Source organism: Stenotrophomonas sp. YJH_SMC_130, assembly GCF_059369035.1.
Genome location: NZ_JCAFSH010000001.1, coordinates 169803 through 182760, shown reverse-complemented (window position 1 = coordinate 182760; position 12958 = coordinate 169803). Strand labels below are relative to the sequence as shown.

Sequence of the window (12958 nt, the reverse complement as noted above, 5' to 3'; positions counted from 1 at the left end):
GATGCGTATCGGCAATGACCGCTCCCAGGATGAACCGCATATCGATCTGGTCCCGCTGATCGACGTCATCCTGGTGCTGATCATCTTCTTCGTGGTCACCACCACTTTCGATGCGCGCTCGACGCTGCAGGTGCAGCTGCCTACCGCCAGCCAGCAGCCCAACAACGAGCCGCCGCGTTCGCTCAGCGTGCTGATCAACGCCGAAGGCCGCTATTTCATCAATGACCAGGAAGTGCTGCGCAGCGACGTCGAGTCGGTCAAGCAGACCATCGCGTCCGTGGCCGGCAGTGACCGTAGCCAGCCCGTGCTGCTGCGCGCCGACGCACGCACTCCCTACCAGGCCGTGGTGACCGCGCAGGACGCGCTCGGTCAACTCGGTTTCCGTCGTATCGCCATTGCAACTGCGCCAGAGGTGCGTCCATGAGTTCCCATCACGCGCCGGTGTGGCCGATCTACAAACGTCTGCTGGGCTACACCCGCACCTACTGGGTGTTCATGGTGGGCGCGGTCATCGCCATGGTGGTCGAGGCCCTGGCCGGCTACCACTTCACCAAGCTGATGGAGCCGCTGGTCAACGAAGGTTTCGTCGACCCGCAGCCGCGCGCGGCCGTGGTGCTGCCGCTGACCATCCTCGGCCTGTTCCTGATGCGCAGCGTGGCCACCTGGGTCAGTGATTACACGCTGGCCAAGACCGGTCGCAGCGTGGTCCGCGACCTGCGTGAGCAGGTGCTGCAGAAGTACCTGCACCTGCCGTCGTCGCACTTCGATACCGAAGCGACGCCGGTGATGGTCAGCCGCCTGAACTTCGATACCGAGCAGGTCACCCAGGCCAGCGCCGACGCGCTGAAGACCGTGGTGGCCGACACCCTCACCATCATCGCGATGCTGGCGGTGATGCTGCAGATGAGTGTCAAGGTCACCCTGGCGATGCTGCTGGTGGTGCCGCTGATCGGTGGCATCGTGTCCTACGTGGGCAAGCGCTACCGGCGCATCAGCCGTGGCATCCAGGACGGCATGGGCACCATGGCGCAGACTGCCGAGCAGTCGCTGGCCGCGCAGCAGGAAGTGAAGGTGCACGGCACCCAGCAGCATGAGATCTCGCGCTACTCGCGCCTGGCCAACCGCATGCTGGCGCTGAACATGAAGGTCGAGGTCACCCGCGCCGCCGCCTCCAGCGTGGTGCAGTTCCTGGCTGCACTGGCGCTGGCGGTGATCGTCTGGGTGTCGACCCGCGAAGCCCTGGCGGGCCGGCTCAATGCCGGCCAGTTCATGGGCCTGATGACATCGATGATGGCCATCATTCCATCGCTGCGCCGTCTGACCAGCGTACAGACGTCGATTTCGCGCGGTGTGTCCGCTGCCGAGCGCCTGTTCGGCATCCTCGACATGCCAGTGGAGCGCGACCAGGGGCAGCGACGCGTGCAGCGCGTGCGGGGCGAACTGGCGTTCGACCACGTCATGCTGCGTTACCGCGAGGACAGCGGCATCGCCCTGGACGACATCAGCTTCGTTGCCAGGCCAGGCACGGTGACGGCCATTGTTGGCCGTTCCGGCAGTGGCAAGACCAGCCTGATCCGGCTGGTGCCACGCTTCTACGAGCCCAGCGGCGGTGTCATCACCCTCGACGGCGTGGCACTGGACGACTACCCGCTGGCCGACCTGCGCCGGCAGGTGGCAATGGTCGGGCAGAAGGTCATGCTGTTCGATGACACCATCGCCGCCAACATCGCCTATGGCATGGAAGCGACCGACGAGCAGATCCGCGCGGCGGCCGAGGCCGCCAACGCGTGGGAGTTCATCGCACGCATGCCGCAGCAGCTGCAGACCCCGGTGGGCGAGAACGGCGCGCTGCTGTCCGGTGGCCAGCGCCAGCGCCTGGCCATTGCCCGCGCGATCCTGCGCGACGCCCCGATCCTGATCCTCGACGAAGCCACTGCGGCGCTGGACAACGAATCCGAGCGCCTGGTGCAGGACGCGCTGCAGCGCCTGATGCCCGAACGCACCACGCTGGTCATCGCGCACCGGCTGTCGACCATCGAGCATGCCGACCAGGTACTGGTCATGGATCACGGCCGCATCGTTGAACGCGGCACGCACAAGGAGCTGCTCGAACTGGGCGGCCTGTACCAGCATCTGCACAGCATGCAGTTCCGCGAAAGGCAGGACTGATGGCCGGCAAGGGCACCCAGACCCCGCCGTACTGGTATGACGGCACCCCCGTTCCGTGGGCGATGCGCCTGCTGGCGCCGCTGTACGCAGGTGTCACCGCACTGCGCCGGCGCGCCTATCGGCGTGGCTGGCGCAAGCGCCACTCGCTGCCGGTGCCGGTCATCGTGGTCGGCAACATCACCGCCGGTGGTACCGGCAAGACGCCGCTGACGATTGCCCTGGTCGAACGCCTGCGTGCGGCCGGCTGGAAGCCGGGCGTGGCCAGCCGCGGCTATGGTCGCGAAGACGCCGACAAGCCGCTGTGGGTGCAGGCCGACACGCCAACCGCGAAAGGCGGTGACGAGCCGGTGCTGATCGCCTGGAAGACCGGCGTGCCGGTGCGCGTGGACAGTGATCGGGTTGCTGCGGGCAAGGCGCTGATCGAGGCCGGCTGCGATGTGATCGTCTGCGACGACGGTTTGCAGCACTACCGGCTGGCGCGCGACATCGAGATCGAAGTGGTCGATGCCCAGCGTCGCTATGGCAATGGCCGGATGATTCCGGCCGGGCCGTTGCGCGAGCCGGTCAGCCGCGCCAGCGAGTGCGATTTCCGCGTGGTCAACCTCGGCCAGGCCGATGAGGGGACCGCGGCACAGGCCTGTGGCTTCGGTCAGTGGCCAATGGCCCTGCACATCGACAGTGCGCAGCCGCTGGCCGGTGGCCGCGCGCGCCCGCTGGCGTACTTCAAGGGCCAGCGCGTGCACGCGGTGGCCGGCATCGCCCATCCACAGCGCTTCTTCGACATGCTGCGCGCGCGCGGGATCGGCGTGGTGCCGCATGCATTCGCCGACCACCAGGCCTACCAGCCGCAGGACTTGTCCTTCGGCAGCCAGCTGCCGGTACTGATGACCGAAAAGGATGCGGTGAAATGCCGGGCGTTCGGCAACGACTGGCACTACGCGGTTCCGCTGCGCGCCGAGTTGCCCGCCGCGTTCTGGGTGGCGCTGACCGATCGCCTGGACAAGCTGCGACCGAACTGAGCGGCGCCGCGGCGCTTGCATTCACGCGCCGCTGGCCGCATTCCCGTTGTAACGAGCCTGCCGAGAACCGCCCGCATGACCGAATTCGTCGTCGCCATTCCGGCCCGCTTTGCCGCCTCGCGGCTGCCGGGCAAGCCGTTGCGCCCGCTGGGCGGTGAGCCGCTGGTGCTGCATGTGGCGCGCCGCGCGCTGCAGGCCGGTGCCCGCGAGGTCTGGGTGGCGACCGACGACCAACGCATTTCCGATGCACTGTCCGGGTTGGCCGAGGTGAAGGTGGCGATGACCGCGACCACGCATGCCTCGGGCACCGATCGCCTGGCCGAGTGCGCACGCATTGCCGGCTGGGCCGATGACACGGTGGTGGTCAACCTGCAGGGCGACGAACCGTTCGCGCCGGCGACCGGCATCCGCGCGGTGGCAGATGCGTTGGTCGCTGGCACTGCGCCGATGTCGACTCTTGCCACGACCGTCGAGGACGCACACACCCTGTTCGACGCGAACGTCGTGAAGCTGGTGAGCAACGTGCGCAACGAGGCGATGTACTTCAGCCGCGCGCCGATCGCCTGGCACCGCGACGGCTTCGCACGCAGCCGCGACACGTTGCCGGCCGGTCACCACTGGCTGCGCCACATCGGCATCTATGGCTATCGCGCCGGCTTCCTGCAGCAGTTCGCGGCGATGCCGCCGGGCCAGCTGGAGCAGGTCGAATCGCTGGAGCAGCTGCGCGTGCTGGAAGCGGGCTACCCGATCAGCGTGGCGATCTCGCCCGAGCCGTTCCCGCCGGGCATCGATACGCCCGAGGACCTGGAGCGCGCCGAAGCGTTGCTGCAGACGATGGCCGCGCGATGAAGTTGCTGGTCGTCTGCCTCGGCAACATCTGCCGTTCGCCGATGGCCGAAGGGGCGCTGCGCGCACGCCTGGATGCCTCGCCGCTGGCCGGGCGGGTGCAGGTCGATTCGGCCGGCACGGGCGACTGGCACGTGGGCGAGCCGCCGGACCGCCGCGCGATCGCCTGCGCGGCCGGACACGGCGTGGACATCGGCGGCCTGCGCGCACGTCAGCTGCAGGCCGTGGATTTCGACCGTTTCGACTGGATCCTGTGTGCCGACGAGACCAACCTGCGTGATGCCGGGCGCCTGGCGTCGGCGGCCCAGCGTGAACGGCTGGCGTTGTACCTGCCCTGGTCCGGCGGGCAGGGGCGGGTAGCCATCCCTGACCCCTACACCGGCGGCAGCGATCATTTCGAACAGGTCTGGTCGCTGGTCGACGATGCTGCAAAACGTGCGGTGGCACGACTGTTGCATGACGCCGACTCCGGCATAATCAGGTCATGAACGTCCAGCCCGTCCCGGACCTGCCCGAATTCGCCACCTGGCTCAATGCCACCCCCTGCACCCTGACCGAACTGCGCGGCCGGCCGGTCGCGCTGCTGTTCGTCAATGCGGTCTCCGCCTGGAGTGCGCAACGCCTGGCCGAGTTCGGCCAATGGCTGTCGCGCCACCCGGGCAAGCTGCAGCCGCTGGTGCTGCAGGTGCCGCGTTTTGATTTCGAACGCGATGCCACGGCCGCACTGAAGCTGCTGCGCCGTCAGGGCCTGACCATGCCCGTGCTGCTCGATGCCGACTGGGATGGCTGGCGCCGCTTCGGCGTTACCGCCTGGCCGACCATGGTGCTGCTGGACGCACAGGGCCGCGAACAGCAACGGCTGGTCGGGCAGGGCGCGCCCGGTGAACTGGAGCGCGCCTTGAACGCGCTGTGCCAGGGTGCACCTTCGGCGCCGCCGCGCGGCGGCAGCGAACTGCATCCGGAACCGCGCCAGGCCCTGCGCTTCCCGCAGGGGCTGGCGGTCAGCACCGAACGCCTGTACATCGCCGACAGCGGCCATCACCGCATTCTCGAATGCAGCCATGGCGGACGCATCCTGCGCCAGTTCGGCCTCGGCACCGCCGATTTCATGGACGGCAACCTCGCCGAAGCGGCATTCCACCGCCCGCAGGCGCTGGTGCTGGAGCGCGATTCGCTGTACGTCGCCGACACCGGCAACCACGCGGTGCGCCGTATCAACCTGCTGACCGGCATCGTCGACACGTTGTGCGGCAACGGGCGACCCGGTGCGCCGGTGGAAGGCCCGGTCGCGCAGGCGCGGCAGGTCTCGCTGGACCATCCGATTGGCCTGGCCATCGCCGACAACCAGCTGCACATCGCGATGGCCGGCGACAACCGCATCTGGAGCTACCACCTGGGCCAGCGCAGCCTGCAATGGCGCGCCGGCAGTGGTTCCATCGACGAGCGTGATGGCAGTGGCCATCTGGCTGCCTTCGCGCAACCGACCGCGCTGGCCGTGGTGCAGCAGGTGCTGTACGTCGCCGATGCGTTGGGATCCTCGATCCGTGCATTGCAACTGCGTGGTGACCTGGTGCAGACCCTGGTCGGGCAGGGGCCGTGGCGCTTCGGCAGTGAAGATGGCCCGCGCGCGCAGGCCAGCCTGCAGTTCCCGCAGGCGATCGCACTGGGCGCGGACGCCCCGCTGCTGTGGATCGCCGACACCGGCAACGGTCGCCTGCGCACGTTGCGCCTGGGCGGTGGCGAACTGACCACCCAGCCGCTGCCGCGCCGCCTGCATGGCCCGGCTGGACTGGCGGTGGGCGCAGGCGCGGTGTGGATTGCCGAGACCGACGCCCATGCCGTGCTGCGATTCGACCCCGACAGCGGCGTGCTCAGCGAAGTGCCGATCAGCGAATGACCGACGTTCCCGCCCCGGCCTTCGACGGCAAGGCCTTCGCGGCCCAGCTCAGCACTGCCCCCGGCGTGTACCGCATGTACGCGGCCGACGACACCCTGCTGTACGTGGGCAAGGCGCGCGCGCTGCGCAACCGGGTCGGCAGCTATTTCAATGGCAGCCCGAAGAACGCGCGGATCATGTCGATGATCTCGCAGATCACGCGCATGGACGTGACCGTGACGCGCTCGGAAGCCGAGGCGTTGCTGCTGGAAAACCAGTTGATCAAGTCGCTGTCGCCGCGTTACAACGTCTCGCTGCGCGACGACAAGACCTACCCGCATGTGCTGCTGACCCGCGAGGACTGGCCGCGCATCGCCCTGCATCGTGGCCCGCGCGCCATTCCCGGCCGCTATTTCGGGCCATATCCCGGCGTTACGGCAGTGCGCGAAACGCTGAACCTGATGCACAAGCTGTTCAAGCTGCGCAGCTGCGAAGACAGTGTGTTCCGCAACCGCTCGCGGCCGTGCCTGCAGTACCAGATCGGCCGCTGCAGCGCGCCCTGCGTGGAGCTGGTACCGGCGCCGGACTACGCCGAGTCGGTGCGCCGCGCTGCGCTGTTCCTGGAAGGCAAGAGCGACGAACTGACCCGCGAGCTGGGCGAGCAGATGCAGGCCGCCAGCGAGGCGCTGGAGTTCGAGCAGGCCGCGCGCCTGCGCGACCTGATCTCCTCGCTGCGCAGCATGCAGACGCGCCAGTACGTGGACGGCCGCGCCGCCGACCTGGACGTGCTGGCGGTGGCCATGCAGGGTTCGCAGGCCTGCGTGCTGCTGCTGGCTTTCCGCGATGGCCGCAACCTCGGCACCCGCCCGTTCTTCCCGCGTACCAACGGCGAGGAGAGTCCGGAGGAAGTGCTGGCCGCGTTCGTCTCGCAGTACTACATCGAATTCGAGCCGCCGCGCGAGATCCTGCTGGATCGCGAGATTCCCGATGCCGACCTGCTGGTCGCGGCGCTGTCGGCCTCGGCCGAGCGCAAGGTGCAGCTGAAGTGGAACGTGCGCGGCGAGCGCGCCGGCTACGTGGAGCTGGCCAGCCGCAACGCGCAGCTCACCCTGGCCACTGAACTCAACAGCCGCAATGCGCAGCATGCGCGCAGCGATGCACTGCGCGAGATGCTGGGCCTGGCCGAGCCGGTCAAGCGGGTCGAGTGCTTCGATATCAGCCATACGCTGGGCGAGGCCACTGTGGCCTCGTGCGTGGTGTTCGACGCCGCCGGTCCGGTACGCGCGCAGTACCGCCGCTTCAACATCAGCGGCATCGAGCCGGGCGACGACTACGCCGCCATGCGCCAGGCCATCGACCGCCGTTTCCGCCGTGCGGTGGAAGAGCAGGGCGTGCTGCCGGACGTGCTGCTGATCGACGGCGGCGCCGGGCAGCTGGCGCAGGCGCAGGCCGCACTGGCCGACCTGGGCGTGGAAGGTGTGCTGCTGGTGGGCGTGGCCAAGGGCGTGGAGCGCCGCGCCGGGCATGAAGCGCTGGTGATGCCCGACGGCCGCGAGCTGCGCCCCGGCGCCGCTAACCCGGCGCTGCAGTTCATCCAGCAGGTGCGCGACGAGGCGCACCGCTTCGCCATCACCGGCCACCGCGGCCGCCGGCAGAAGGCGCGGATGACCAGCAAGCTGGAGGACATCCCCGGCATCGGGCCGCGCCGCCGCGCCAGCCTGCTCAAGCATTTCGGCGGCCTGGTGGGCCTGAAAGCCGCTGGCGAAGCGGAAATCGCCAAGGTGGAAGGCATCAATGACGCCCTCGCGGCACGTATCTACGCTAACCTGCACGGGTTGGCCACGCCTGATGCGGCCGAGTAGAGAGAGAAGCACGCAAGCATGAAGTTGACCCTGCCCACCTGGCTGACGCTGTTGCGGATCGTGATGATCCCGGTGCTGGTGCTGGTGTTCTACCTGCCCTACACCTGGACCAACTTCGCTTCGGCGGCGATCTTCGGCCTGGCCGCGATCACCGACTGGCTCGATGGCTGGATCGCACGCCGTTACCAGCTGGAGTCGGCCTTCGGCGCCTTCCTCGACCCGGTCGCGGACAAGCTGATGGTGGCAGTGGCACTGTTCCTGATCGTGCAGGGCCATCCGACGCCGTGGATGGCGTTCTGGGCGGCGGTCATCGTCGGCCGTGAGATCGCGGTGTCGGCGCTGCGCGAATGGATGGCCGAGCTGGGCCAGCGTGCCAAGGTGCGTGTGGCGATGATTGGCAAGGTCAAGACCACCGCGCAGATGGTCGCACTGCTGTGCCTGCTGTATTCGGTGGCCCCGAACGTGCCGGTGGAAGACATCTGGATGGGCTGGCCGGTGTTCCATATCGGCGACTGGACCCTGGCCATTGCCGCGGTGCTGACCCTGTGGTCGGGCCTGCAGTACCTGCACGCTGCCTGGCCGAGCCTGCGCGATGACGAGCGTGCCGCGCGCGAGCGTGCACGGCAGAAGAAGCTGGGCAACTGAGCCCCGGGGTCTGAGCCCCGGGGTCGGACCCCTTTCCGAAGGAAAGGGCTCTGACCCCATCGATGCGCCTATCCACGCATGGCGTGGATCTACTGGAAATGCCGCATCCACGGAGGGGGCGGATCCATCAGTTTGCCGAGACGCCGTAGTAGATCCACGCCATGCGTGGATACGCGGTGCCAGGTGCCTCGGTAGCCCCTCAAAAAGCGCTTGACGCCATTTCCAGAACAGGTAGAATTTCGCCTCCCAAGCGGGAATAGCTCAGTTGGTAGAGCGCAACCTTGCCAAGGTTGAGGTCGCGAGTTCGAGTCTCGTTTCCCGCTCCAGATTCAAGAAAAACGCTCCCGCAAAGGGGCGTTTTTCGTTATGCGCGGCGGTACCCGCGCAGATCAATCATTGTCCTGCGCCGTCGCGCGCCAACGCATGCCACCTGGCGGTCCGCGAACCACTCCTGCACATCACCGGCGAAACTCGCCGGGCGTCCCTTGCCCTGCACGCCCTCGGCAATCGAGGGCAGCTTGGAACGTGCCAGTTCTTCGCGCATGGCCTTCTGCGCATTGATCATCACCGCGTGGATGACGCACACACCGCGGTTGGCCCAGCGGGTGGGGCACCATCAAACAGCGCGCAGCGCCCACAGGGAGTTGGGTGTGTCCTGGCGTCTGGGCTCGGGCGTCGCTCGCGTGGATGCGGAGGGCGTGACGTTGGAAAACGGAGAACGCATCGACGCCGCCACCGTTGTCTGGACGGCCGGTGCACGTGCCAGTGCGTTGACTGCTCAGATTCCTGGCTAGCACGATGCGGTGGGTCGCCTGCATGTGGATCGCACTCTCAAGGCGAAGAGTGTCGACGCGGTGTTCGCCACCGGGGACTGCGCGCATGCCGCCACCGATGACGAGGGCAACGTGGCGATGATGTCCTGCCAGCACGCGATGAACCTGGGGCGCTCCGCCGGACACAACGCCGCGGCTGACCTGACCGGGGAAGCGATGATTCCGTATGCGCAGCCCAAGTACGTGACCTGCCTGGACCTGGGGCCGTGGGGTGCTGTCTACACCGAGGGCTGGGATCGCTAGGTAACGCTGTCCGGCGCTGAAGCCAAGGCGCTCAGGACCCGGATCAACACCGAATGGATCTATCCGCCCACGGGTGAGCGTGCGGAGATCCTGGCGTCTGCAGATTCGCTGCGGATTGTGGTGGCCTGACGGCGCAAAGAAGTCCTGCAAGCAACGTTCTCGGACGGGGGCGTTGCTTCTGCCCGATAGTGGATGCTGTGATCTTTCTCCACCTGGGATCTCGACATGGTCATCGTTGGCGTCAGCTTTGCGGACGGCACCTACCTGTTGGTCGTCGGACAAAACGGTTGTGCCTGGATGCAAGGTGGACGTCGGTGGCGAGTGAACAACGCAGGCAACTTTGAATGAATTGATCGTAGTGCTCGACAGCTGCGCAGAATGTCGCAAATGGTCAGCTGACATGGCAGAGACCTCGGCGTTGTGCGATATCCAGAGCATCGGTAGCGCTTTCGCAAGCGACCTCTCTCTCACAGTGAGTTCAGCCGGGCTTGCCCCTTGGTACAGTTGCCATTGCTGACGTGATGGGCAAGGAAGAACCAAGAAAGTACGAGTTGATGGAGAAGCTGTGTTGGTGGGCCCCTTGCGCTCAGCTACTTTTCCATCTGCATATTGACTGCACGGCGCGATGCTCATCGCTCAATGGACGGGCGTTGGCATGCCAGCTTCATTGATATGAATGGACGCCGAAACTTTCTATTCATCTACATCCGGAGTTCCATGATGATTCGACCGTTGGTTGCCGTCGGGATGCTCGTTTTTTCTGTCAATGCGCATGCGACTCCTCTGGGATATGACAAGCAAGCCGAAGTTTCCCTTATTGATGGGCGGCCTGCGATCTGCCTTCCGAAAAAGGCCCGATCACCTTTCCCCATAGGCTGGGCAACGCTGTCTGAAGCCAGTGATCAGAACGATGGGGTCTGGAGCATTGAACTGAAGGATGGTGCTGCACCATTGATGCTGAAACCCGGTGACTGCTTCTCATATGGGCGTGTGCCCAGCTCATACGCTGTCGAACCCTTGAGAGGAAGGGAGAGAGTGTTGGAACTGCGGCCAGGCTTGGCGTATGTGTTCAGGCTGAATTCTTCTGTGCACTCAGCAGAGGCCTATTCGGTGTTGTTCTGCACTGGCCGGAAGCAGACGGAAGGTCGCGAAATTGAATCCATCAAGAAGGTAGACGACAGGACGAGGCGGTCCTCATGCTGATTCATAAGGTCGGAGTCTGATGCGGCGGTCCTTTCGTAGCGCGCGGTGCTTCGTTGGCTGCGATGCATGGTGCGTGGATCAGCAGCGCTCCCTGACAATCCTTGTCATTTCTGATAGAGAGGAGCTTCGATCGGGTCCAGCGTAACGTGTAGGCGAACGCTCATTTCTTTAAGATTCTTACGATCAAGATTGACCTCTTTTTTCCCGTCGCAGATCAGTAACTTCCTCAACTCTTCCTTGGAAGAGCTGCTTTGATGAACGAGTTGCTTGCAGTGCTGGGTGAGTCGAAGCTCCTTGATCCCCGCATTCAGATAAGTAGCGTCTTCTGTTGCATCTCGGACATGTAGATGGAAGCGGTACTCCCCTGAATTGATTGCGCTCTTTCTAGGTTCGTTCTGGAGTGTTAGTCCGACCGCTTCCAGTGGCAGTTTGCAAGCTCCGATGGAGTAATGCACGGGGATGTTTACACGTGATGGCTTGGATTCATCCGGGCTGGATAGATGAAATGCCTTTGTGACAGATCTCGGGCCGGGGATGTTGCTCACAAAGGAAGTTACTCCGCTGCAGTTCAGATCTTTCGCATCTCGTGGTGCATAGTGTGCGACAAGAGTCATGTGCAGCTGTGCCGGCAGTTGGGCTGTCAAGTTGAATGTTCTCGAAGATGCGCGCTTGGTCGTGGAAAGTGCAATTTCCTTGCTGATGACAGCTGCCGTCCGGCATCCCGATGTGATTAATGCCATCGAAACCAATAGCAGTGAAAGGGTGGTGCGGCCGGTTGCCAAGATGAGAGGTCCTGTCGAGGCCCAATGGGTTGTGCGAAGTGACATTCGATAGTGCTGCCAGAGCGATGGAATCGCGACATTTCGTTATAGATGCTCGAAGTAGGATCAAACATGCAACTAGTTGCAGAATATGCTGAATAGGTAAGAATGAATGCATCAGGAGGGTAGGTTGCGTTTCCTGATGAGGTGATGCGCAAAGAGTCGAAGCAGAAAAGCGATCCCGAAACTGAAGACGTTTTCCCATTGGCAAATTGCATGCTTCATCCCCACTTCACCCACACTCCATCGCCCCTCCATCCGCGCTAGCGAAGCTGCATCTCCGACTCTCCACGGCGATGCCGCAATGCCTCACACTCCCTCCGCCTACGACCACGATGTGGTCATCGTCGGCGCCAGCTTCGCCGGTGCCGCCTGCGCGCTGGCCGCTGCTCAATACGGCTTGCGCGTCTGCGTGCTGGAACGCAGGACCGACCCCGGCGAGCGCCTGCACACCACCGGCATCGTGGTGAAGGAAGCGATGGAGCAGACCTGGCTGGGGCGCATGCCCGAACATCTGGTGCAGCGGGTCGCCAACGTGCGCCTCTATGCGCCGAACCTGCGCAGCGTATTGCTGGCCGCACCGGGCTATTACTTCCTCACCACCGATACGCCGAACGTGATGCGTTGGCTGGCCAGCGAACTGCGCGCGAACGGTGTCGACCTGCGCCTGCAGCAGTCCTTCACCGACGCTCGCCGCTGTGGTGACGGCTGGCAGGTCGAAGGGACAGGGCGCTGCGCCTATCTGGTCGGCGCAGATGGCGCACGCTCACGCGTTGCCCAGCGCACCGGGCTTGGCCAGGTGCGTGACAACCTCTACGGCGTCGAGCGTGAGTTCGCCGGCCTGCAGGTGACAGAGGGCGACGCGTTGCATTGCTTCGTCAGCAAGCGCTTTGCACCGGGCTACATCGGCTGGGTCGCGCAGAATCCAACCGGCCTGCAGGTCGGGCTGGCCCTGCGCCATGATCCGCGACAGGCGCGGCCGCCGGATATTGATGGTTTCCTTGAGTATGTGCGCGATGTGGTCGGCATCCCGCCATCTGCGCGTCCCTCGGCCACCCGCGCCGGCCTGGTGCCCTGCGGCCGGCCGGATGGGCCGATCACCGGCCAACGCGTGATCCTGACCGGCGACGCGGCGGGCATCGTCTCGCCGCTCTCCGCAGGGGGCATCCACTCCTCGTGGCGGCACGGCTGGGCGGTCGGCGAGGCGATGGCCCGCCATCTGCGTGGGCAGGGGCCGGATGCGGAACGGGTGGCGCGGCAGGTGGCGCCGGCGTTCCATGGCAAGCGCCTGCTGCGCTGGGCGATGGATCATCTGCAGGCCGACTGGCCGTTCAACGCACTGCTGCACACGGCGGCCACGCGGCGCATTGCCGAGCAGGTCTACTTCCACCGCCGTGGCCTGCGCACGTGACGCGCGCTTTGCCAATGTAATTCCAGAATT

The 12958-nt window shown here is 65.4% G+C and carries 13 protein-coding genes and 1 tRNA gene; 12 read left to right on the top strand and 2 right to left on the bottom strand.

Translation table 11 applies throughout. The features are described 5' to 3' along the window. Position 1: 1 nt before the first annotated feature. The 9 genes from AC5P5V_RS00950 to AC5P5V_RS00910 all read left to right on the top strand — a co-directional run bounded on the left by AC5P5V_RS00950 (position 2) and on the right by AC5P5V_RS00910 (position 8743). Positions 2-424 (top strand): ExbD/TolR family protein, encoded by a 423-nt coding sequence (locus AC5P5V_RS00950; RefSeq protein WP_005415977.1) that lies wholly within the window; start codon positions 2-4, stop codon positions 422-424. After that, on the top strand, positions 421-2169 hold the full coding sequence (gene msbA / locus AC5P5V_RS00945; RefSeq protein ID WP_061478481.1) for a lipid A export permease/ATP-binding protein MsbA: 1749 nt from the start codon (positions 421-423) through the stop codon (positions 2167-2169). The genes AC5P5V_RS00950 and msbA overlap by 4 nt, the downstream gene beginning before the upstream one ends. Continuing rightward, on the top strand, positions 2169-3188 hold the full coding sequence (gene lpxK / locus AC5P5V_RS00940) for a tetraacyldisaccharide 4'-kinase (RefSeq protein WP_134969417.1): 1020 nt from the start codon (positions 2169-2171) through the stop codon (positions 3186-3188). The genes msbA and lpxK overlap by 1 nt, the downstream gene beginning before the upstream one ends. A gap of 75 nt (positions 3189-3263) precedes the next feature. Then, a complete protein-coding gene (gene kdsB, locus AC5P5V_RS00935; RefSeq protein ID WP_231352651.1) occupies positions 3264-4037 on the top strand; it encodes a 3-deoxy-manno-octulosonate cytidylyltransferase in 774 nt (257 codons plus the stop codon). Further along, positions 4034-4522, top strand: coding sequence for a low molecular weight protein-tyrosine-phosphatase (locus AC5P5V_RS00930; protein WP_231352652.1), 489 nt, complete (start codon positions 4034-4036; stop codon positions 4520-4522). Before kdsB ends, AC5P5V_RS00930 begins: the two co-directional genes overlap by 4 nt. Continuing rightward, positions 4519-5931 (top strand): hypothetical protein, encoded by a 1413-nt coding sequence (locus AC5P5V_RS00925; RefSeq protein ID WP_134969437.1) that lies wholly within the window; start codon positions 4519-4521, stop codon positions 5929-5931. The genes AC5P5V_RS00930 and AC5P5V_RS00925 overlap by 4 nt, the downstream gene beginning before the upstream one ends. Further along, positions 5928-7772, top strand: coding sequence for an excinuclease ABC subunit UvrC (gene uvrC, locus AC5P5V_RS00920; RefSeq protein WP_088497723.1), 1845 nt, complete (start codon positions 5928-5930; stop codon positions 7770-7772). Before AC5P5V_RS00925 ends, uvrC begins: the two co-directional genes overlap by 4 nt. Positions 7773-7790: 18 nt before the next feature. After that, on the top strand, positions 7791-8417 hold the full coding sequence (gene pgsA, locus AC5P5V_RS00915) for a CDP-diacylglycerol--glycerol-3-phosphate 3-phosphatidyltransferase (RefSeq protein ID WP_012510614.1): 627 nt from the start codon (positions 7791-7793) through the stop codon (positions 8415-8417). A gap of 250 nt (positions 8418-8667) precedes the next feature. Beyond that, a tRNA-Gly gene (locus tag AC5P5V_RS00910) sits at positions 8668-8743 on the top strand. Between the two features lie 38 nt (positions 8744-8781). Here the strand turns inward: AC5P5V_RS00910 and AC5P5V_RS00905 are convergent. After that, positions 8782-8961 (bottom strand): hypothetical protein, encoded by a 180-nt coding sequence (locus AC5P5V_RS00905; protein ID WP_134969363.1) that lies wholly within the window; start codon positions 8959-8961, stop codon positions 8782-8784. Between the two features lie 106 nt (positions 8962-9067). Between AC5P5V_RS00905 and AC5P5V_RS00900 the strand changes: the two genes are divergently transcribed. Both AC5P5V_RS00900 and AC5P5V_RS00895 read left to right on the top strand, forming a co-directional pair. Further along, entirely contained in the window at positions 9068-9211 is a 144-nt protein-coding gene (locus AC5P5V_RS00900) for a hypothetical protein (RefSeq protein WP_209019970.1), read from the top strand. Positions 9212-9220: 9 nt separating this feature from the next. Continuing rightward, complete coding sequence (locus AC5P5V_RS00895) at positions 9221-9493, top strand: NAD(P)/FAD-dependent oxidoreductase (RefSeq protein WP_231352653.1); 273 nt, start codon at positions 9221-9223, stop codon at positions 9491-9493. A 1307-nt stretch (positions 9494-10800) separates the two neighbouring features. Here the strand turns inward: AC5P5V_RS00895 and AC5P5V_RS00890 are convergent. Continuing rightward, positions 10801-11478: a hypothetical protein gene (locus tag AC5P5V_RS00890; protein WP_134969364.1), complete on the bottom strand. Its 678-nt coding sequence runs from the start codon at positions 11476-11478 to the stop codon at positions 10801-10803. Between the two features lie 343 nt (positions 11479-11821). On the opposite strand from AC5P5V_RS00890, the gene AC5P5V_RS00885 reads away from it, so the two are divergent. Beyond that, complete coding sequence (locus AC5P5V_RS00885; protein WP_231352654.1) at positions 11822-12928, top strand: NAD(P)/FAD-dependent oxidoreductase; 1107 nt, start codon at positions 11822-11824, stop codon at positions 12926-12928. The last annotated feature ends 30 nt before the right edge of the window (positions 12929-12958 follow it).